At 72.6% G+C, this 19,350-nt stretch carries 19 protein-coding genes; 12 read left to right on the top strand and 7 right to left on the bottom strand.

The genetic code is table 11. The features are described 5' to 3' along the window. The first annotated feature begins 43 nt into the window (after positions 1-43). From ABD067_RS03220 to ABD067_RS03190, 7 genes are all read left to right on the top strand, one after another. Complete coding sequence (locus ABD067_RS03220; RefSeq protein WP_343893717.1) at positions 44-1,315, top strand: GTP cyclohydrolase II; 1,272 nt, start codon at positions 44-46, stop codon at positions 1,313-1,315. Continuing rightward, positions 1,299-2,537 (top strand): URC4/urg3 family protein, encoded by a 1,239-nt coding sequence (locus tag ABD067_RS03215; protein WP_343893716.1) that lies wholly within the window; start codon positions 1,299-1,301, stop codon positions 2,535-2,537. Before ABD067_RS03220 ends, ABD067_RS03215 begins: the two co-directional genes overlap by 17 nt. Before the next feature lie 13 nt (positions 2,538-2,550). Continuing rightward, a complete protein-coding gene (gene upp, locus ABD067_RS03210; RefSeq protein ID WP_343893715.1) occupies positions 2,551-3,198 on the top strand; it encodes a uracil phosphoribosyltransferase in 648 nt (215 codons plus the stop codon). Between the two features lie 351 nt (positions 3,199-3,549). Beyond that, on the top strand, positions 3,550-4,482 hold the full coding sequence (locus tag ABD067_RS03205) for an ABC transporter ATP-binding protein (RefSeq protein ID WP_343893714.1): 933 nt from the start codon (positions 3,550-3,552) through the stop codon (positions 4,480-4,482). Positions 4,483-4,508: 26 nt separating this feature from the next. Further along, on the top strand, positions 4,509-5,783 hold the full coding sequence (locus tag ABD067_RS03200; RefSeq protein ID WP_343893713.1) for an ABC transporter substrate-binding protein: 1,275 nt from the start codon (positions 4,509-4,511) through the stop codon (positions 5,781-5,783). Next, positions 5,764-6,741 carry an ABC transporter permease gene (locus tag ABD067_RS03195; RefSeq protein ID WP_343893712.1) on the top strand — a complete coding sequence of 326 codons (978 nt, stop codon included), beginning with the start codon at positions 5,764-5,766 and terminating at the stop codon, positions 6,739-6,741. Before ABD067_RS03200 ends, ABD067_RS03195 begins: the two co-directional genes overlap by 20 nt. After that, a complete protein-coding gene (locus ABD067_RS03190; RefSeq protein ID WP_343893711.1) occupies positions 6,738-7,622 on the top strand; it encodes an ABC transporter permease in 885 nt (294 codons plus the stop codon). The genes ABD067_RS03195 and ABD067_RS03190 overlap by 4 nt, the downstream gene beginning before the upstream one ends. A gap of 15 nt (positions 7,623-7,637) precedes the next feature. On the opposite strand, the gene ABD067_RS03185 is transcribed toward ABD067_RS03190, so the two are convergent. From ABD067_RS03185 to pdxH, 3 genes are read right to left on the bottom strand one after another with little or no spacing between them, the layout of a single operon-like run. Continuing rightward, a complete protein-coding gene (locus ABD067_RS03185) occupies positions 7,638-8,516 on the bottom strand; it encodes a universal stress protein (protein ID WP_343893710.1) in 879 nt (292 codons plus the stop codon). Positions 8,517-8,554: 38 nt separating this feature from the next. Further along, a complete protein-coding gene (locus ABD067_RS03180; protein WP_343893709.1) occupies positions 8,555-10,030 on the bottom strand; it encodes a bifunctional aminoglycoside phosphotransferase/ATP-binding protein in 1,476 nt (491 codons plus the stop codon). 18 nt (positions 10,031-10,048) lie between these two features. After that, complete coding sequence (gene pdxH, locus ABD067_RS03175) at positions 10,049-10,642, bottom strand: pyridoxamine 5'-phosphate oxidase (RefSeq protein ID WP_343893708.1); 594 nt, start codon at positions 10,640-10,642, stop codon at positions 10,049-10,051. 121 nt (positions 10,643-10,763) lie between these two features. On the opposite strand from pdxH, the gene fabI reads away from it, so the two are divergent. The 5 genes from fabI to ABD067_RS03150 all read left to right on the top strand — a co-directional run bounded on the left by fabI (position 10,764) and on the right by ABD067_RS03150 (position 14,855). Then, a complete protein-coding gene (gene fabI / locus ABD067_RS03170; protein WP_343893707.1) occupies positions 10,764-11,603 on the top strand; it encodes an enoyl-ACP reductase FabI in 840 nt (279 codons plus the stop codon). A 1-nt stretch (position 11,604) separates the two neighbouring features. Further along, the gene (locus tag ABD067_RS03165) at positions 11,605-12,132 is read left to right on the top strand and encodes a GNAT family N-acetyltransferase (RefSeq protein WP_343893706.1); all 528 of its coding nucleotides are present in this window, start codon (positions 11,605-11,607) and stop codon (positions 12,130-12,132) included. Further along, positions 12,129-13,235: a chorismate synthase gene (gene aroC / locus ABD067_RS03160; protein WP_343893705.1), complete on the top strand. Its 1,107-nt coding sequence runs from the start codon at positions 12,129-12,131 to the stop codon at positions 13,233-13,235. The genes ABD067_RS03165 and aroC overlap by 4 nt, the downstream gene beginning before the upstream one ends. 129 nt (positions 13,236-13,364) lie before the next feature. Then, positions 13,365-14,579, top strand: coding sequence for a hypothetical protein (locus ABD067_RS03155; protein WP_343893704.1), 1,215 nt, complete (start codon positions 13,365-13,367; stop codon positions 14,577-14,579). 117 nt (positions 14,580-14,696) lie between these two features. After that, on the top strand, positions 14,697-14,855 hold the full coding sequence (locus ABD067_RS03150; RefSeq protein ID WP_343893703.1) for a peptide chain release factor 1: 159 nt from the start codon (positions 14,697-14,699) through the stop codon (positions 14,853-14,855). 20 nt (positions 14,856-14,875) lie between these two features. Here the strand turns inward: ABD067_RS03150 and ABD067_RS03145 are convergent, their stop codons facing one another. From ABD067_RS03145 to dxs, 4 genes are all read right to left on the bottom strand, one after another. Beyond that, complete coding sequence (locus tag ABD067_RS03145) at positions 14,876-16,078, bottom strand: acetyl-CoA C-acyltransferase (RefSeq protein ID WP_343893702.1); 1,203 nt, start codon at positions 16,076-16,078, stop codon at positions 14,876-14,878. A 76-nt stretch (positions 16,079-16,154) separates the two neighbouring features. Then, entirely contained in the window at positions 16,155-16,580 is a 426-nt protein-coding gene (locus ABD067_RS03140) for a PaaI family thioesterase (RefSeq protein WP_343893701.1), read from the bottom strand. A gap of 58 nt (positions 16,581-16,638) precedes the next feature. Then, positions 16,639-17,397 carry a TlyA family RNA methyltransferase gene (locus ABD067_RS03135; protein WP_343893700.1) on the bottom strand — a complete coding sequence of 253 codons (759 nt, stop codon included), beginning with the start codon at positions 17,395-17,397 and terminating at the stop codon, positions 16,639-16,641. Beyond that, positions 17,397-19,349: a 1-deoxy-D-xylulose-5-phosphate synthase gene (gene dxs / locus ABD067_RS03130; RefSeq protein WP_343893699.1), complete on the bottom strand. Its 1,953-nt coding sequence runs from the start codon at positions 19,347-19,349 to the stop codon at positions 17,397-17,399. Before dxs ends, ABD067_RS03135 begins: the two co-directional genes overlap by 1 nt. Position 19,350 lies beyond the last annotated feature (1 nt).

The following is a 19,350-nucleotide window of genomic DNA, read 5'->3' as shown; positions in this document are numbered from 1 at the left end:
CGGAAAGGCTTAGTCTCGGCGTTTCGAACTCGGAGCAAAAGCGTTGACTGGCCCGAACCGCCTGCGCGAAGGCGTCCGCACCTCCCGGCCGATCGTCCTCACCTCCCACCCCGCCGCCGGCGGGGCCGCGCCTCCCGTGCGATGGGGGGCGGCCGATCCCGTGGCCCGCGGGCCGATCGTGGCGACGCTCACCGATCCCGCCGCCCGCAACGCGATCGGGACGCACTCCGGCGCCTACTCGTTGTACAGGGCGCTGGCCGTCGCCGCCGGCCAGCTCCGCGCCGACCACCGCCCCGACCTCAGCGACACCCGACCCGCCGTGCCGATCGGCCCGTTCCCGCAGTGGGCCGACCCGCGCCGCATCGTGTCGCTCGACCCTTGGGGCCACGTGACCTCGGAAGCTTTCGCGGCCCGGATCGCCGCCGGTTGCGACATCCGCCCGACAATCGCCGTCACCCGCGCGCGCCTGAACATGCCGGAAATCGACCTCGCCATGCGCGCCGGGCGGCTCGAACCGGACGGCGAGGTCCTCACGGCCGCCGGCGACGTGCGCGTCACGAAGATCGCCATCGAGCCGGTCTGGTGGCTGCCGGGCGTGGCCGAGCGCTTCGGCATCGCCGAAGGGGCGCTCCGCCGCGCGCTCTTCGAGCAGACCGGCGGGATGTTCCCCGAGCTGGTGACGCGCCCGGACCTCCGCGTGTTCCTGCCGCCCATCGGCGGCGCCTCCGTCTACCTGTTCGGCGACCCCGCGCTGCTCGGCCGGCCGGACACGCGCGTCGCCTGCCGCGTCCACGACGAGTGCAACGGCTCCGACGTGTTCGGCTCCGACATCTGCACCTGCCGCCCCTACCTCGCGCACGGGGTCGAGGTCTGCATCGCCATGGCGCAGCGCGGCGGCGTGGGCGTCATGGTCTACAACCGCAAGGAGGGCAGGGCGCTCGGCGAGGTGACGAAGTTCCTCGTCTACAACGCCCGCAAGCGGCAGGAGGGCGGCGACCGCGCCGACGCCTACTTCCTGCGCACCGAATGCGTCGCCGGCGTTTCCGACATGCGCTTCCAGGAGCTGATGCCGGACGTGCTGCACTGGCTCGGCGTGACGCGCATCGACGAGCTGGTCTCCATGAGCAACATGAAGTTCGGCCCGATCGTGGACAGCGGCATCGAGGTGGTGAGGCGTGTGCCCATCCCGGACGGGTTGATCCCCGCCGACGCCCAGGTGGAAATGGACGCCAAGAAGGCCGCCGGCTACTTCGCCGAGACCATGCCCGACGCCGCGGAGCTGAAGCTCGCCAAGGGCCGTGGCCTCCTCGGCTGACGCGGCGGCCGCCGTCGCGCTGCTGCGCCGCCCGGAGACGATCCGCGAGCGGTGCCACGCCCTGCTGGCGCTGGCCGAAGCCGACCGGCTGCCGCACTTCGCGCTCCGGCCCGAGCGGCTGGACGCGGCCGCCGACTACGTGGTGGACACCATCCGGACGCGCCACCCGGACCTCGCCATCCCCTACCACGCGCGCTGGCGCCACTTCGCGGCGGGCGGGCGCGACCGCTGGGGCGGACTCGCCGCCGGCCTCCGCGGCCGGGAGCCGGCCGAGATAGCGCGGATGCGCGTCGAACTCTGCGTCGTCAGCGTGCTGCTCGACGCCGGCGCGGGCGCCGCGTGGTCCTACACGGAGCCCGCCACGGGCGCCGTCCTCGGACGTTCCGAGGGCTTGGCCATCGCCAGCTTCGACGCCTTCCGCGCCGGCCTGTTCTCCGGCGACCCGGTCCGGCGCCCGTTGCGGGCCGACGCCGACGGCCTCGCTCGGCTGGACGCGGCGGCGCTCGGCCGCGCCTTCCAGGCCGGACCCGGCAACCCTTTGGAGGGCTTGGAAGGCCGCGCGGCGCTGATGCGCAACCTGGGCGCGGCGCTCCGGGCGCGCCCCGACCTGTTCGGCGCCGGGCCGCCGCGCATCGGCGGCCTCTACGACCGCCTGCTCGGCCAAGCGGGCGCCGGCGGCCTGCCAGCACGCGCCATCCTGGCAGCCGTGCTCGACGGCTTCGGTCCCATCTGGCCGGGGCGCCTCGTGCTCGGTGGCATCGGCCTCGGCGACGTGTGGCGTCATTCCCTGGCCGCGCCCGGAGGACCGGCGGCCGGCCTGGTCCCCTTCCACAAGCTGTCGCAGTGGCTCGCCTACTCGCTGGTGGAAGTGTTCGAGGACGCGGGCGTCCCCGTTTCCGGCCTCGACGACCTCACCGGCCTGCCCGAGTACCGCAACGGCGGTCTCCTGCTCGACCTTGGCGTGCTGTCCCTACGCGACCCCCCGCTCGCCGCGGCGCCGCTGCCCGTCGGGCACGAGGCCGTGGTGGAGTGGCGCGCCCTGACCGTCGCGCTGCTGGACCGCTTGGCCGGGCGCGTCCGCGCCCGCCTCGGCCGCCCCGACATGCCCTTGGCGCGCATCCTGGAGGGCGGCACCTGGGCGGCCGGCCGCCGTATCGCCGCCGAATTGCGGCCGGGTGGCGGCCCGCCGCTCCGCGTCGTAAGCGACGGCACCGTGTTCTGAAGGACCCAGCGCGATGACGACCGCGAACCTGCACCCGCGCCTCACCGTCGTCGGGCACCCGCTGGTGCAGCACAAGCTGACGCTGCTCCGCCAGCGCGAAACCTCCACCGGCGAGTTCCGCCGCCTCGCGCGCGAGATCAGCCTGTTGATGGCCTACGAGGTCACCCGCGACCTGCCGCTGGAGACCCGGCGCATCGAAACGCCGCTGGAGCCGATGGATTCGCCGATCCTCTCGGGCAAGAAGCTCTGCTTCGTTTCGATCCTGCGCGCCGGCGACGGCATCTTGGAAGGCATGCTGGACCTCGTGCCCTCGGCCCGTGTCGGCCATATCGGCCTGTACCGCGACCCCACGACGCTGGCGCCCGTCGAATACTACCTCAAGTTGCCGGAGGACGTGCGCAGCCGCTTGGCGGTGGTCGTGGATCCGATGCTCGCCACCGGCCACTCCGCCGCGGCGGCGGTGGAGCGCGTCAAGCAGGCCGGCGCCGAGCAGATCAGCTTCGCCTGCCTCCTCGCCGCGCCCGAGGGCCTCTCCATAATGGCGGAGGCGCACCCTGAAGTCCCGGTCTTCACCTGCGCCGTGGACCGCTGCCTCGACGACCACGCCTACATCCGCCCCGGCCTCGGCGACGCCGGGGACCGGCTGTACGGCACGAAGTAGCGGCCGAGCCCAAAAAGGCGGCCCCGCTGCCCACGCCGGCGGCACGCGCGACGCGTCCGCGGCGCGCCCGGCGCCCTCGCCACGCTGGCACGCTTCGTGCAACATCGGGACGCTACATCGGCGCGGACGAAAGCTCCCGCGCGGGGAAGGGGATGAACATCGGTCTTTCGGCGCGGCCCGGATTGGACGTGCGGCGGGGCGTCGCGGCAGTGGCGCCGGCGCGGCGGGAGCCGCGGCATTAACGCGCCCCTGCAACGCCGGACGGCTGAAGCCAGCGCCGCGGGCAGCGTCGCGCGGCGCGGCGCCGTCGAGTTCGCGGCGGTCACCAAGCGCTTCGGCGCGGCGACGGCGGTGGACGCGTTGGACCTGCGCATCCCGGCCGGCAGCTATTGCTGCCTGCTCGGCCCGTCCGGCTGCGGCAAGACCACCACGCTGCGCATGCTCGCCGGCCACGAGGCGCCGAGCGAGGGCGACGTGGTGCTGGACGGCGCCAACGTCACGAACCTGCCGCCGGCCCGCCGCGGCACGGCGATGATGTTCCAATCCTACGCGCTGTTCCCGCACCTGTCCGCCCTCGACAACGCGGCCTTCGGACTCCGCATGCGCGGCGTCGGGAAGGCCGAGCGCCGCGCCCGCGCGCTGGAGATGCTCGCGCTCGTCCACATGGACGCCTACGCGGACCGCTTGCCCGCGCAGCTCTCAGGCGGCCAGCAGCAGCGCGTGGCGCTGGCCCGAGCGCTCGTCACCAACCCTTCGGCGCTGCTGCTGGACGAGCCGCTCTCGGCGCTGGACCCCTTCCTCCGCGGCCGCGTGCGCGCCGAGCTGAAGCGCCTCAACCGCGACCTCGGCATCACCTTCGTCCACGTCACCCATTCGCAGGACGAGGCCCTGGCGCTCGCCGACCTGGTCGTGCTTATGCGGGCCGGCCGGATCGAGCAGCAGGGCGCGCCCGAAGACCTGTTCGACCGCCCTCGCACCGCCTTCGCCGCCCGCTTCATGAGCGGCCACAACGTGGTCGCGGGCGCCGACGGGCGGCCGGTCGCCGTGCGCTCGGACCGCACGCATCTCGCGCCGCCGGACGCCCCGGGCGCGCTGCCGGCCGTGGTGCGCGCCGTGGAGTACACCGGCACCGGCTTCGCCCTGACGCTCTCCGCCGATGGCGCGGACGAGCTCACGGCGCTGCTGGACGAGGCGGAGTACCGCGCGCGCGCGGTCGCGCCCGGCGACCGCGTGGGGCTGACCTGGGCCGGGGCGGACGCGCGCCCGCTCGCGGCCGGCGAATAGCGACGGACGGGACGGAGGAGGGGAGCATGGCGGGACGTGCTGGAAGTGGCGGGGCCGTGGTGACGCGGCGGGGCGCGCTGCTGGGCGGGGCGGCCGCCGCGGCGGGGGCGTTGGCAGCGCCCGCCGTCCACGCCCAAGGGCCGGTGACGCTGCGCTTCCTGGGCACGGCGGTGAACCAGCACCAGGGCATCAAGGACAGGGTCCGCGAGGACCTCGGCGTCAACCTCGAGTACATCGCCGTCACCTCGGACGACGTGGTGCGCCGCGCCGTGACGCAGCCCAACAGCTTCGACGTGATGGACCTCGAGCTCTGGATGGCGCGGCGCGTCCTGCCGACGGGCAACATCGTCGGCCTGGACGCCAAGCGCATCAAGCTCGCGGAGGAGATCACGCCGGTGCTGACGCGCGGCGAAGCGGGCGGGCGCAAGCTCGGTTCCCAGGGCCTCGCGCCGTGGAAGATCCTCTACCTCGAAGGCCGCGAGTCGAAGAATTTCGCCGCTTCGCCGACGGAGTGGCTGACCCTCATCCCCACCGTCTACAACGCCGACACGCTCGGCATCCGGCCGGACCGCATCAACCGCCCGATCGAGTCCTGGGCCGAACTGCTGAACCCGGAGTTCCGGGGCCGGGCTTCCATCCTGAACGTGCCCGCGATCGGCATCATGGACGCGGCGATGGCCGTGGAGGCCACGGGCCGCCACCGCTACGCCGACAAAGGCAACATGACGCGGGCCGAGATCGACCTCACCATGGCGGCGTTGACGGAGGCCAAGCGCGCCGGCCAGTTCCGCGCCTTCTGGCGCGACTTCAACGAGAGCGTGAATCTCATGGCCTCCGGCGAGGTGGTGATCCAGTCCATGTGGTCGCCCGCCGTCACCAAGGTGCGCTCCATGGGCGTGCCCTGCGTGTACCAGCCGTTGAAGGAGGGCTACCGGGCCTGGGCGCAGGGCATGGGCATGCCGCGCACCACCACCGGCCGCCGCCTCGATGCCGGCTACGAGTTCATCAACTGGTTCCTGTCCGGCTGGGCCGGGGCGTTCCTGAACCGGCAGGGCTACTACTCGGCGGTGCTGTCCACGGCGCAGAAGCACATGGAGCCCTACGAGTGGGCCTTCTGGATGGAAGGCAAGCCGGCCGAAAAGGACATCCGCGCCCCGGACGGCACCGTGATGGAGAAAGCCGGCGCGGTGCGTGACGGCGGCAGCTTCGAGCAGCGCATGGGCTCGGTCGCCTGCTGGAACGCGGTGATGGACGAGAACGACTACATGGTCAGGAAATGGAATGAGTTCATCGCGGCCTGACGCGGCCCTCGGCGCGGCGGCGCTACTCGACACCGCCACGCCCCCTGCCTCAGCGGTGGCTGCGGCGGCGCAGCCCCGGCCGGGGGGCGCCGGCGCGGGCGTGGCGCCGTATCTCCAAGCCGCCCCGCTCGCCCTCGTGCTGCTGCTGTTCCTGGTCCTGCCGCTGCTCGTCACGGCCGCCGTCAGCCTTTGGGACTACACCGAGTTCACCCTCGTCCCCGACGTCACGCTGCGGAACTACCGCGAGATGTTCGAGGGCTGCGTGTCCGGCAGCGGCGCCTGCGCCACGCTCCGCACTTACCTTTCGACCTTCCGCCTTTGCGCGCTCACCCTCGCCGCCACCCTCCCGCTCGGCTTCGCCGTCGCCTACTTCCTAGCCTTCCACGTCCGTTCGGACGCCATGCGCACCGCGCTGTTCCTGCTCTGCACCGCGCCCTTCCTCACCTCCAACGTGATCCGGATGATCTCCTGGATACCGCTGCTCGGCCGCGAGGGCGCGGTGAACCGGGCGCTGCTCGGCGCCGGCGTCGTGGACCGGCCGCTGGACTGGCTGCTCTATTCCGAGTTCGCCGTGGTGCTGGCCTTCGTCCACCTCTACACGCTGTTCGTGGTGGTGCCGGTGTTCAACAGCCTGATGCGCATCGACCGGCGCCTCCTGGAAGCGGCGCGCGACGCCGGCGCTTCCGGTCGGCAGATCGTGCTCCACGTGGTCCTGCCGCTGGCCAAGCCGGGACTGGCGATCGGCGCCATTTTCGTGGGGACGCTGGTGATGGGCGATTTCGTCACGGTCGGCGTCATGGGCGGCCAGCAGATCGCCTCCGTGGGCAAGGCGATCCAGACCCACGCCGCCTACCTCCAATTCCCGGCGGCCGCCGCGCAGTCCGTGGTGCTGCTGGCGGTGGTGCTGATGATGATCGCGGCGCTCACGCGCCTCGTGGACGTGCGGCGCGAGCTGTGACGGGAGGCGGCGCCTCCCGCTGGTGGCTCGGCGCTGTGTTCGTGGCGTTCGTCATCTTCCTCTACGGCCCGACGCTGACCATCCTGGTCCTGTCCTTCCAGGGCCCGGAAGGCGGCCTGACCTTCCCCATGAGCGGCTTCTCTTTCCACTGGTACGAACGGCTGTTCGCCGGCGCCGGCGTGGTGGACATCTGGGCCGCCTTCGGCCGCTCGCTCCGCCTCGGCCTCGTGGTGATGGCGCTGACCACTGCGGTGGCGCTGCTCGGCGGCTACGCCTTCCGGCGCCGGTTCCGCGGGGAGGGCGCGCTGTTCCAGCTCACCGTGGCGAGCCTCATCGTGCCCTCGATCGCGGTCTCGCTCGGCATCGCCCTCCAATTCCGCATACTGGACGACGCCATCCGCGCGCTGGCGGAGGCCGGCCGCCTTCCCACGTGGCTCGGCGCCGAGGACCACACCACGGCCATGGGGCTGTTCACCTCGGGCCTCGGCGCCCACCTCACCTGGACGCTGCCCTTCGGCCTGCTGATCATGTTCGCGGTGTTCAACCGCTTTCCCGTGGAGGTGGAGGAAGCGGCGCGCGACCTCGGCGCCTCGCCCTGGGGCGTGTTCCGGCACGCCGTGCTGCCGCTGGTCGCGCCGAGCCTCGTCGGCGTGGCGCTGTTCGGCTTTACCTTGTCCTGGGACGAGATCGCCCGTTCCTCGCAAGCGATGGGCGAGGCCAACACGCTGCCGCTCGAGTTGCAGGGCCTGACCACCACGGCAACGACGCCGGAAATCTACGCGCTGGGCTCGCTCACCACCGGCGTCTCGGCGCTGGTCATCACGGTCGCCTTTGCGGCCCACGCCCTGGCGCGGCGGGCGAGGCGCTCCGCCTCGCGCTGACCCGCCCGGCGCCCGTCAGCGGCACATCAGCACGGGCATGTCCGAGTTCTCCAGCACGTGCCGGGTCACGCCGCCTAAGATGAGCTGCCGCAGGCGGGAGTGGCTGTAGGCGCCCATGCACAAGAGGTCGGCGCCGAAGTCCCGCGCCGCGCCGAGCAGGCCCGCGCCCACGTCCTTAGTCTGCGGCTTGAAGAGCTGCGTCTCGGCCTCGATCTCATGCCAACGAAGGTAGGCGCGGATGCCCTCCACGGAGGGGCCGCGGCGCTGGTACTCGTCGGCGTAGAGCAGGCGCACCGCGCCCGCGTGGTGCAGGAAGGGCAGGGCTGCCGCGATCGCCGCGGCGCTCTCGGCGGTGCCGTTCCAGGCGCAGCAGATGCGTGTGCCGACCGAGGTGGGCGCCTCGCGCGGCGCGATCAGCACCGGGCGGCCGCTGTCGAACAGCACGGCGTGCAGCGCGTCCGAGGAGGACACGTCCTCGTCCGCCTCCGGGTGCGGCACCACCGCCATGTCGTAGAGGCGGGACTGCTGCGCCACCACGTCCTCCTCCCGGCCGGCGATCGACTCGAAGGAGAGGGTGGGGCCGTCGGTCTTGAGCGCGGTTTCGGCGCTGTCGGCGAGCGTGATGCCGCCCACGGCGCCGGTCACGCGCTGGAACAGGTCGCGGACCCGGCTGGCGCGCTCGCCGCTCTCGCGCTCGGTGGCGGCCATCATCTCCTCAATCATGGCGCCGGACAGGCCCTCGCCCGCGAGCGGCGCCACGTCACGCGCGTCCACGCGCACGTGCAGGCAATGGACGTGCGCGTTCCACAATCTGGCGGTGATGAGGGCTGTGGCGAGGGCGGCTTCACCGGCGGCGGTGCCGGTGAGCGGCAGCAGCAGGCGACGATAGGCCATGGCGCACTCTCCCTAGGGCGCGGATTCCCGCCACCCTATCACGGAACGACCGCGGACGCCCGCAAGAGCGCGCGGGCCGCCGTAACCGGGTCCGCCGCCGCGTCCAAGGCGTGCCAGGAGACCGGGCCGGGATCGCGCCCCGCCGCCGCCTCCAACACGGCCACGGTGGCGTCGGAAGCGTCGCCCCTGCGCGCCTCCACCCTGGCCCGCAGCACATCCAGAGGGGCCTTTAGCCAAAACCCCCGGAAGGGCACGCCGGCCGGTGCCGCGGCTTCGATGGCGGCCCGTTCCTCCGGGCGGAGGAAGGCGGCGTCGGCCACGACCGCGTGCCCGCCGCGCAAAGCCTCGCCGGCCAGGGCCGCGAGTTCGGCGAAGACGGCCGCGTTCTCCGCCGGCGCGTAGGCCGAGGCCGGCAGCCGCTCCTCGGGCGCCACGCCGTGCCGGCGCTTGCGGATCTCGTCGGAACGCAACACCAGCGCCCCCGGGACGGCCCCGAGATCGGGCGCAAGGGCGCGGGCGAGGCGGCTCTTGCCGGTGCCGGGCAGGCCGCCGACCGCCACCAAGCCGGGCGGCGGGGGCGGACGCGGCAGCACCGCTTCGGCCGACGCGAAATAGCCCAGCCCCGCCGCGCCGCCCTCCGCGTGCGCCCTGACCGCGGCGCGGAGCGAGAGCCAGAGCGGCAGCGCGCCCACCAAGCCGGCGTCGCCGGTGCGCGCCACGTAGCGGTTGAGCGCGCGGTTCGCCGCCGCGCGGCCGAGGCGGTGCCAAAGGTCCATCAGCAGGAAGGCGAGGTCGTAACCGGTGTCGATCGTGGCCAGCGCCTCGTCGAACTCCAGCGCATCGAACGGCGTCACCCGTCCGCGCCAGAGGCACAGGTTCTTCAGGTGCAGGTCGCCGTGGCACCGGCGCACCCGCCCGGCGGCGGCCCGCGCCGCGAGCAACGGGGCCCGCTCGCGCAGCGCCGCCGCCATCGCCGAGGACCAAGCGACCACCCGGTCGGCGGGCAACCCGGCGGCCAGCGCCGCGCGGCGCGTGCCCTCCGCTGCCGCGGTCATGGCCGCGGCCGAGTCCACCCCCGCCACGGGCGCGAGGGCCGCGTGCATGGCGCCGACCGCGTCGGCCATCCCGTCCAGGAGTTCCGGCGTCAGTCCGCCGCGCGCCGCTGCCGCGTCGAGGAAATCTCGCGCCGGCACCGGCGCCATGCGCAGCGCCCAATCCACCGCCTCGCCGCCGCCGCCGAGTTCCAGCCGCCCGTCCGGCGCCCGCGTGACCGGGACCACGTCCCGGTAAAGCTCCGGCGCGAAAGGCTTGTTCACTTCCAACTCTCGCCGCGTGAACCGCTCGCGGGCGGCGAGCGTGGTGAAGTCCAAGAACCCGAGGTCGACCGCCTTCTTGAGCTTGAGGACCGTGTCGGGTCCGACGAAGACGGCGGAGATGTGGGTCTCGATCGGCGCGGCGCCGCCGGCGAGCCGGCGCAACAGGTCAGCGACCGGGCGCTGCGCCGACGGGATCACCGCTTCGCCGCCAGCGGATCAAGGATACAGCGCCTCGGTCCGCCACGCTTCGCCCGTCCAATGGAACACTTGGCGGTCGTGCAGCCGGAAAGGCATGTCGCGCCAGAACTCGATGCGCGACGGGCGCAGGCGGAAGCCGGACCAGGTCTCGGGCCGCGGGATGTCGCCTTCGCCGAACCGCTCCTCGAACTCCGCCACGCGCCCTTCCAGCAACGCGCGGCTCTCCAACGGGCGCGACTGCTCGCTGGCCCAGGCGCCGATGCGCGAGCCGCGCGGGCGGGTGGCGTAGTAGGCATCGGCCTCCTCGGGCGACACGAGTTCGGTGGCGCCCTCGACGCGGACGCTGCGGCGGAGCGACTTCCAATGGAAGCACATCGCCGCGTTCGGATTCGAACGCAGCTCCTCGCCTTTGCGGCTTTCGAGGTTGGTGTAGAACACGAAGCCGCCCGGCGCGGGCGCCCGGTCCACGCCCTTCAGCAGGACCATGCGTGCCGAAGGGCGGCCGTCCGGCGTGGAGGTGGCGAGGCAGCAGGCCGTGGGGTCGTTGGGTTCCGACGCCTCCGCCGCAGCCAACCAAGCCTCGAACTGCGCGACGGGGTCGATGGCTTCCATGGTGCGGCATCCGATGCGGGACGTTGCAGGCGGGTGACAGGCGGGCTGTCGCCCCCTTGCCCGGTGCGGTGGCATGTGCCACCACCGCCCCCCGCCCGCAACCAGCCGGTCACCCCGAAAAATGCCCGAAGCGCCGCTCGCAGACGCCCCCGTTGGCACCCTGATGGCGGGCAAGCGAGGCCTCGTCATGGGCGTCGCCAACGACCGCTCCATCGCTTGGGGCATCGCCCGCGCCGTGGCGGCGCAAGGCGGCCAGGTGGCGCTCACCTACCAGGGCGACGCGTTGGAGAAGCGCGTGCGGCCCTTGGCGGAGGGCATCGGCAGCCGCCACGTCCTGCCCTGCGACGTGACGGACGACGCCAGCGTGGACGCGGCGTTCGCGGCCTTGCGCGAGGACTGGGGCGGCCTTGATTTCCTGGTCCACGCCATCGGCTTCGCCGACAAGCAGTTCCTGCGCGGCCGGTACCTCGACACGCCGCGCGACGCCTTCCTGCAGGCGCTCGACATTTCTTGCTACAGCTTCGTTTCGGTGTGCCAGCGCGCGGTGCCGCTGATGCGCCCCGGCGGCTCGCTGCTCACGATGAGCTACCTGGGGGCCGAGCGGGTGACGCCCCATTACAACGTGATGGGCGTCGCGAAGGCGGCGCTGGAGGCGAGCGTGCGCTATCTGGCGGCGGACCTCGGCACCGCCGGCATCCGCGTGAATGCCATCAGCGCCGGTCCGATCAAAACGCTGGCGGCCAGCGGCATCGGCGATTTCCGCTACATCCTGAAGTGGAACCAGCTCAACGCGCCCTTGCGGCGCAACGTCACCATCGAGGACGTGGGCGGCGCGGGGCTCTATCTGCTCTCCGATCTCGGGTCTGGTGTCACAGGCGAGGTACACCACGTGGATTGCGGCTACCACGTCGTCGGCATGAAGAACCCGGACGCGCCGGACATCGCAACCGCCAAGGACTGACGTGGGCGCCGCCTTCATCCGCAGCATCGGGGCGGAGGAGGCGCGGGCGGCGGTCCCCGACCTAACGGCGCTGTTGATCGAAGCGGCGGCCGGCGGGGTCGAAGTGAGCTTCCTGGCGCCCGTTCCGCGAGACAAGGCGATGCGGTTTTGGAACGAGGTCGCGGAAGCGGTCGGCGCCGGGACGCGCGTCCTGCTCGTCGCCGAGGATGGCGGCGGCATCGCCGGCACGGTCCAGGTCGAACCCGTCCGCAGCGAAACGGCGCCGCGGCTGGCCTCGGTCGCCAAGCTGATCGTGGCCGAGCGCGCCCGCCGCGCGGGCCTCGGCGCCGCGCTGCTGGCCGCGGCCGAGCGCGCGGCGTTGGCGGCCGGGCGGGACATCCTGGTGCTGGACACGGAAGAGCACAGCGCCGCCCACCGGCTCTACCTCCGCGCCGGCTGGACGTTGTTGGGCGCCATCCCAGATGCGACGTTGCGCGGCGACGGCACGCCCTGCGCCAACGCCGTGTTCTGGAAGCGCCTCCGACCATGAGCCACAACAGCTTCGGCCACCTCTTCCGCGTCACCACCTGGGGCGAGAGCCACGGGCCCGCGATCGGTTGCGTGGTGGACGGCTGCCCGCCCCGCCTCCCATTGTGCGAAGCCGATATCCAGCCCTTCCTCGACCGCCGGCGGCCGGGGCAATCGAAGCTGGTCACGCAGCGGCAGGAGCCGGACACTGTCCGCATCCTGTCGGGCGTGCATGAAGGCATGACCACAGGCACGCCCATCGCGCTGGTGATCGAGAACCAGGACCAGCGCTCGCGCGACTACGGCGAGATCAAGGACCGCTTCCGTCCCGGCCACGCCGACCTCACCTACGAGCTGAAGTACGGCATCCGCGACCACCGGGGCGGCGGGCGCAGCAGCGCGCGCGAAACGGCCATGCGCGTCGCCGCCGGCGCGGTGGCGCGCAAGGTGCTCGGCCCCGACGTGCGCGTGCGCGCCGCCATGGTGCAACTCGGCGACGACCGGGTGGACCGCTCGAACTGGGACTGGGCGGCGGTGGACGCCAACGCCCTGTTCTGCCCGGACCCGGCCGCCGCCGCGCGTTGGGAGGAACGGCTGCTCGCGGCCCGCAAGGCGGGCTCTTCGCTCGGCGCGGTGATCGAGGTGGTGGCGGAAGGCGCGCCGCCTGGCCTGGGGGCGCCCATCTACAGCAAGCTCGACGCCGACATCGCCGCGGCGCTCATGGGCATCAACGCCGTGAAGGGCGTCGAGATCGGCGACGGCTTCGCCGCCGCCGCCCTTTCCGGCGAGGACAACGCAGACGAGATGCGCATGGGCGCGGACGGCCGCGTTCTGTTCGGCGCCAACCACGCCGGCGGCGTGCTCGGCGGCATCTCCACCGGCCAGCCCATCGTAGCGCGCTTCGCCGTGAAGCCCACCTCCTCGATCCTGATCCCACGGCAGGGTGTGGACCGCCACGGCCGCGACGTGGAGGTGGAAACGCGAGGCCGGCACGACCCCTGTGTCGGCATCCGCGCCGTCCCGGTCGGGGAAGCGATGCTGGCGCTGGTCCTGGCCGACCATCTGTTGCGGCACCGAGCGCAAAACCCCGACGCGCCCTCCGAAGCGAGGTTGCCGCGCAACTAGCGCTCGCATTCCCGCGTTGCTGGCCTGAGTTCCCAATAACCTACTTCCGGAGTCGGATTTAGGCTTGACTGGAACCGGGTCTGGTCTCCTTTTGGACGCGCATACGATCGGGAAAGACGAGAGCCGAGCATGCCCTTCGCAGACGCGCTGGCCCCATCGGGGGCGCTCCAGTCCTTTGTCGCCCTGTGCGGCGAGCCCGCCTGGAAGCAACGCGTCTCGGAACTTTGCGCCCGTGCGCAAGCCGGCTCGTTGCTGGGCCGCATCGCCCAGCAACGCCACGCGCTGGAGTTGACCTTGGCGCGCCTCGCCAACCGCACCACCGACGACCGCGGCGCCGGCGCCGCCGTCGAGCGCCTGCTGTGCCTGCTCGCGCAAGAGGCGGTGGAGATGGCGGCGACCCTCCCTGCGGCTTCGCGCGACCGGTTGCGGGAGTCGATCCTCGCCGGCCTCACCGGCGAGGCGACGCTGATCCCGCTTTTCCACCGCCTCCGGACGGCGGCGCTGCTCCGGCAGCGCGGCTTCACCTTGCGCTTCGACGGCTTCTCCGAAGGCGCGGCCTATGACCTGTTGGCGGAGCGCGACGGCGCCGCGGTGGAGGTCGTGTGCGAAACCGTCTCCGCCGAAGCCGGGCGCAAGGTGAACCGCGGCGACTGGTGGATGCTGGTGGACCGCATCCACCCCGAGTTGCAGACCTGGCTCGCCTCCCATCCGGGTCGCTACCTGCTGAAGATGACCCTTCCTGCGGGGTTAGCCGGGCCCGACCAGACGGCCGAGGTCCACCGCCGCATCACCGCCCTGCTGACGGCGGAGAAGCGCCAGGATTCCGGCAGCCAAGCCGTGTTGAAGCTCGACCCGTTGATGCTGGCCGGCGCCCAGGCGGGCGACCGGCCCGGCGGCCTCCCGGCGCGCCTGCGGGAACAATTCGGGCCGGAGGCGCACTTGGCCGTCACCACGGACGCGAACAGCAACAGCGTCTTCGTCATGGCGGCACGCGCGTCGCAGGAGAACGAGGTTGCAGCGGCGGCGTGCCGCCAGATGTCGGTCGCGGCCGAGACCCGCCTCACCGGACGACACCCCGGCATTCTCGCCGTTTTCCTCGAAGACCTCGACCGCGCCGAGTGGCGCGCCTTGCGGGAGAAGCTGGAACTGGAGGGCGCGGTGCGCCGCTTCCTCACCACCGGCCCGGCCCGTCGTGTCGTCGCGGTGTCCTGCTCGTCGCGCTTCGAGTTGTTCGGCGCGCCGCCGCCGGACGGCGCCGCCGACGGCGAGTTGCGCTTCCGCAACCCGGCGCACCCCGCCGCCAAACAACCTGCCTTGGCGCCGGCCATCCTTTCATCAGTGTGATGGGCGGCGCGGCGAACGCACCGTTGTCCTTGGGCAACCACCCCGCTTCCGCCGCGTTCCCTGGCGCATCGTAACCGTGGCCCTTCCCTGGGCGCGACGGCCCAGCGAGAGGACCGCATGACCGAGCCCGACGACTTCGAGGCCAAGCTCGCCGAGCTCGATCGCCTGCTGAACGACCCTGAAGTCCGCATGGACCCCGACCGGGTCTGGACCATCCTCGCCGAGATCAGCGGCAAGGACGTCGCCGCCCAGGTGCAGGTGCCGGTGGGGGCCTGAGGGCGACCGGCGCCGACCCCTCAAGCGACCTCGAACAACCCCGCGGCCCCCTGGCCGCCGCCCACGCACATCGTGACCACCACGAAGCGCCCGCCGCGGCGCTTCGCTTCCAGCAGGGCGTGGCCGGTCATCCGCGCGCCGCTCATGCCGTAAGGGTGGCCGATGGAGATGGCGCCGCCGCTCACGTTCAGGCGCTCGTCCGGGATGCCGAGCTTGTCGCGGCAGTAAAGCACTTGGCAGGCGAATGCCTCATTCAGCTCCCACAGGTCGATGTCGTCCACCTTGAGCCCGTGCTGCGCCAGCAGCTTGGGCACGGCGAAGACCGGGCCGATGCCCATCTCCGACGGGTCGCAGCCCGACACCGCCATGCCGCGGTAAACGCCCAGCGGATGCAGGCCGCGCCGCGACGCCTCGCCCTCCTCCATCACCACGCAGGCCGAAGCGCCGTCGGAAAGCTGCGAGGCGTTGCCGGCGGTGATGAACCGCCCCTGCTTGACCCGCTGCCCCTCCGCCAGCACCGGCTTGAGCGCGGCCAGCCCCTCCGGCGTCGTGTCCGGCCGGTTGCCTTCGTCCTTGGTGAGCGTCACGTCCTTGCGGGAGATCTCGCCGGTGCCCTTGTCCTGCACCGCCATGCGGGAGGGCATGGGCGCGATCTCGGCGTCGAAGCGCCCGGCCCGCTGCGCCGCCGCGGTGCGCTGCTGGGAGCGCAGCGCGTACTCGTCCTGCTGCTCGCGCGAAACGCCGTAGCGGTCGGCCACGATCTCGGCCGTTTCCAGCATCGCCATGTAGAGCTGCGGCACGCGCTCCTCCAGCCAAGGGTCGCGCGTGCGGTGGCGGTTCATCTTGTCGTTCTGCACCAGCGAGATGGACTCCAACCCGCCGCCGACCGCGACCTGCATGCCGTCGTGCATCACCTGCTTGGCGGCCGTGGCGAGGGCCATCAGCCCGGAGGAGCACTGACGGTCGATGCTCATGCCCGGCACGGTGTCCGGCAATCCGGCCCGCAGAGCGCACTGCCGGGCCGTGTTGGAGCCCTGGCTGCCCTGCTGAAGCGCCGCGCCCATGACGACGTCCTCGACCTGCCCCGGTTCGAGCCCTGCGCGGCTCACCGCCTGGGCGATGGCGTGCCCGCCCAAAGCCTGGGCCTGTGTGTCGTTGAAGGCGCCGCGGTAGGCGCGGCCGATCGGCGTGCGCGCGGTCGAGACGATGACGGCTGAGCGCATGGCTTTCCTCCGCTCGTTGGCCGCCCACAGGCGGCGGTCCGCGCGGTATGGGCCGGATCGGCGGCGGCGGGAAGCGTCAGGCGCCCAGGATCTTCCAGACCCCGTCCGCGTGGACCACCGGGCGCCCGCCCACCTCCAGCACGCCGCGCACGAACACCACGGTCCGGGTGGCACGCAGAATCTCCGCGCGCACCTCGACCAGTTCGCCGAGGCGAACGGGCGAAACGAACTGCGTGCTGAGCTGCACGGTGGTGCAGGGCTTGCGGCCGACCGACTGCCACACCGTGGCGCCCAGCGCGTCGTCGGCGAAGCTCATCAGCATCCCGCCGTGGACCACGCCGCCCAGGTTCAGGTGCCGCTGCTCGGCCACGAAGCCGTACCGCCAGCCGTCGCCGTCGCGCCGCGCCAGGAAGGGGCCGACCAGCGCCGGGTAGTCGCTGGCGGGCATGGGCTTCCAGCCGGCGGCGGCCAAGTCGGTCGTTGTGGCGTCATCAGGAGGCATCGAGAGGTCCCGTGCTGCGGCGCAGCAGCCTATAGCGGGAGGAGGCGTCGCGGCCCAGTCAGCCGCCGGCGTCGCGCACCGCGGCGAGCAGGAATTCGCGGTTGCCTTCGGGGCCGAGCAGGGGGCTGGGCTCGACGCCGAGCACGCTCCAGCCGTGCAGGCCGGCCCACCACGCCGAAACGCGTTCGCACACCGCCCGGTGCGCGGCGGGGTCTCGCACCACGCCGCCCTTGGCCACCGCCGGCCCGACCTCGAATTGCGGCTTGATCAGCGCCACGGCCCAAGCGCCGGGGGCGCAAAGCGCGAGCGGCGCCGGCAGCAGGGTGGAGAGGCCGATGAAGCTGGCGTCGCACACCAGCGCGCCGACGGGCTCCGGCACGTCCTCCGCCGCGAGATGGCGCGCGTTCGTCCGTTCCCGCACCACGACGCGCGGGTCGTTGCGGAGCGACCAGTCGAGCTGGCCGTGGCCCACGTCCACGGCGTAGACGCGCGCGGCCCCGTGGTGCAGCAGGACGTGGGTGAAGCCGCCGGTGGAAGCGCCCACGTCGAGGCAGACGCGCCCCGCGGGCGAGAGTCCGAAATGCGCCAGCCCGTGCGCCAGCTTCACCCCGCCGCGCGAAACCCAGGGGTGGTCCTGCCCGCGCAAGGAGAGCGGCCGGTCGGCGGCGAGCGACTGCCCCGGCTTCTCGATCCGCGCCTCGCCGGAGAACACCTTGCCGGCGAGAATCAGCGCCTGCGCGCGGGCGCGGCTCTCCACGAGCCCGCGGTCCACCAGGAGCTGGTCGGCGCGCTGCTTCGGCGGCGCGCGCCCGGCCATCAAGCCCGCGCCGGCAGGGCCTTCGCGTCGGCGCCGAGCGCGGAGACCGCGGCGGCTACGATGTGCGCGGCGTTCAGCCCCGCCTCGTCGTACTGCTTCTTCGGCGCGTCGTGGTCGATGAAGCGGTCCGGCAGGCACATCGGCCGCACCTTCAATCCCTGGTCGAGCAGCCCGCGCCAAGCGAGGTGCTGCATCACCTGCGACCCGAAGCCGCCGACCGAGCCCTCTTCGACGGTGACGAGCACGGCGTGCTCCCGCGCCAGCCGCTCCACCAGCGCCGTGTCCAGCGGCTTCGCGAAACGCGCGTCCGCGACGGTGGTGGACAGGCCCCGCGCGCCCAGCTCCTCGGCAGCCCGCAGCGCCTCGCGCAGCCGGGTGCCGTAGGACAGGATGGCGACGGTCGAGCCCTCCTTCAGCACGCGCCCGCGGCCGATTTCCAGCGGCGTGCCGCGCTTCGGCAGCTCCAGCCCGTAGCCCTCGCCGCGCGGGTAGCGGAAGGCGCTCGGCCGGTCGTCGATGGCCGCCGCCGTGGCGACCATGTGCATCAGCTCCACCTCGTCGCTGGCCGCCATCAGCACTACGCCCGGCAGGCAGCCGAGGTACGCGATGTCGAAGGAGCCGGCGTGCGTCGCGCCGTCCGCGCCGACCAGCCCGGCGCGGTCCATGGCGAAGCGCACCGGCAGGTGCTGCAGCGCCACGTCGTGGACCACTTGGTCGTAGGCGCGCTGCAAGAAAGTGGAGTAGATGGCGCAGAACGGCTTCATCCCCTCCGTCGCCATCCCGGCGGCGAAGGTGACGGCGTGCTGCTCGGCGATTCCGACGTCGAAGCTGCGCTTCGGGAACCTCTTGGCGAAGGCGTCCAGCCCCGTGCCCGACGGCATGGCGGCGTTGATGGCGACGATCCGCTCGTCCGCCTCCGCCTCGGCCACCAGCGCATTGGCGAAGACCTTGGTGTAGGAGGGCGGCCCGGGCGGCGCCTTCACCTGCTCGCCGGTGACGACGTTGAACTTGACCACGCCGTGGTACTTGTCCGCGCTCGCCTCGGCCGGCGGGTAGCCCTTGCCCTTCTTGGTCACCACGTGGAGCAGCACCGGCCCCTTGTGATCGTTGTCGCGCAGGTTGCGCAGAATGGGCAGCAGGTGGTCGAGGTCGTGCCCGTCGATAGGCCCGACGTAATAGAAGCCCAACTCCTCGAACAGCGTCCCGCCGGTGAGCAGCCCGCGCGCGTACTCGTCCGCCCGCTTCGCCGCGCGCTCCAGCGGCGCCGGGAAGCGCTTGGCCAGCCGCCCCATCAGATCCCGCAGGTTCATGAACGGCCGCGAGGAGATGGTCCGCGACAGGTAGGCGCTCATCGCGCCGACCGGCGGCGCGATGGACATGTCGTTGTCGTTGAGGATGACGATGAGGTTCGCGTCGGCGGCGCCGGCGTTGTTCATCGCCTCGTAGGCCATGCCGGCGCTCATGGCGCCGTCGCCGATCACCGCGATCACCTGCCGGTCGGGGTGCGGGTCCGCCCCGCCTTTGAGGTCGCGCGCCACCGCCATGCCGAGCCCGGCGGAGATGGAGGTGGAGGAGTGCGCCGCGCCGAACGGGTCGTACTCGCTTTCGCTGCGCCGGGTGAAGCCGGACAGGCCGCCGCCCTGGCGGAGCGTGCGGATGCGGTCGCGCCGGCCGGTGAGGATCTTGTGCGGGTAGGCCTGGTGGCCGACGTCCCAGATCAACCGGTCGTGCGGGGTCTCGAACACCGCGTGGACCGCGACCGTCAGCTCGACGACGCCGAGCGAGGCGCCGAGGTGCCCGCCCGTGACGCTCACCGCCTGGATGGTTTCGGCGCGCAGCTCGTCGGCGAGCTGCTTGAGCTGCTCGGCCGAGAGGTTGCGCATATCGGAGGGCACGCGCACGCGGTCGAGCAGCGGCGTGGCGGACTTGGTCGCGGAGGGCGGCGGCGGCATC

This window comes from Craurococcus roseus (assembly GCF_039523795.1).
Taxonomy (GTDB): domain Bacteria; phylum Pseudomonadota; class Alphaproteobacteria; order Acetobacterales; family Acetobacteraceae; genus Craurococcus; species Craurococcus roseus.
Note: the sequence above shows the minus strand (reverse complement) of the source record. Positions and strands in the feature narration are given on the sequence as shown.

Bases quoted from the DNA above. Each gene is read 5' to 3' on its own strand.
- ABD067_RS03135 (WP_343893700.1), bottom strand. From the start codon at position 17,397: ATGGCCGGGCGCGCGCCGCCGAAGCAGCGCGCCGACCAGCTCCTGGTG.
- fabI (WP_343893707.1), top strand. From the start codon at position 10,764: ATGCCCGAAGCGCCGCTCGCAGACGCCCCCGTTGGCACCCTGATGGCG.
- ABD067_RS03185 (WP_343893710.1), bottom strand. From the start codon at position 8,516: ATGGCCTATCGTCGCCTGCTGCTGCCGCTCACCGGCACCGCCGCCGGT.
- pdxH (WP_343893708.1), bottom strand. From the start codon at position 10,642: ATGGAAGCCATCGACCCCGTCGCGCAGTTCGAGGCTTGGTTGGCTGCG.
- ABD067_RS03140 (WP_343893701.1), bottom strand. From the start codon at position 16,580: ATGCCTCCTGATGACGCCACAACGACCGACTTGGCCGCCGCCGGCTGG.
- ABD067_RS03145 (WP_343893702.1), bottom strand. From the start codon at position 16,078: ATGCGCTCAGCCGTCATCGTCTCGACCGCGCGCACGCCGATCGGCCGC.
- upp (WP_343893715.1), top strand. From the start codon at position 2,551: ATGACGACCGCGAACCTGCACCCGCGCCTCACCGTCGTCGGGCACCCG.
- ABD067_RS03155 (WP_343893704.1), top strand. From the start codon at position 13,365: ATGCCCTTCGCAGACGCGCTGGCCCCATCGGGGGCGCTCCAGTCCTTT.
- aroC (WP_343893705.1), top strand. From the start codon at position 12,129: ATGAGCCACAACAGCTTCGGCCACCTCTTCCGCGTCACCACCTGGGGC.
- ABD067_RS03200 (WP_343893713.1), top strand. From the start codon at position 4,509: ATGGCGGGACGTGCTGGAAGTGGCGGGGCCGTGGTGACGCGGCGGGGC.
- dxs (WP_343893699.1), bottom strand. From the start codon at position 19,349: ATGCCGCCGCCGCCCTCCGCGACCAAGTCCGCCACGCCGCTGCTCGAC.
- ABD067_RS03150 (WP_343893703.1), top strand. From the start codon at position 14,697: ATGACCGAGCCCGACGACTTCGAGGCCAAGCTCGCCGAGCTCGATCGC.
- ABD067_RS03195 (WP_343893712.1), top strand. From the start codon at position 5,764: ATGAGTTCATCGCGGCCTGACGCGGCCCTCGGCGCGGCGGCGCTACTC.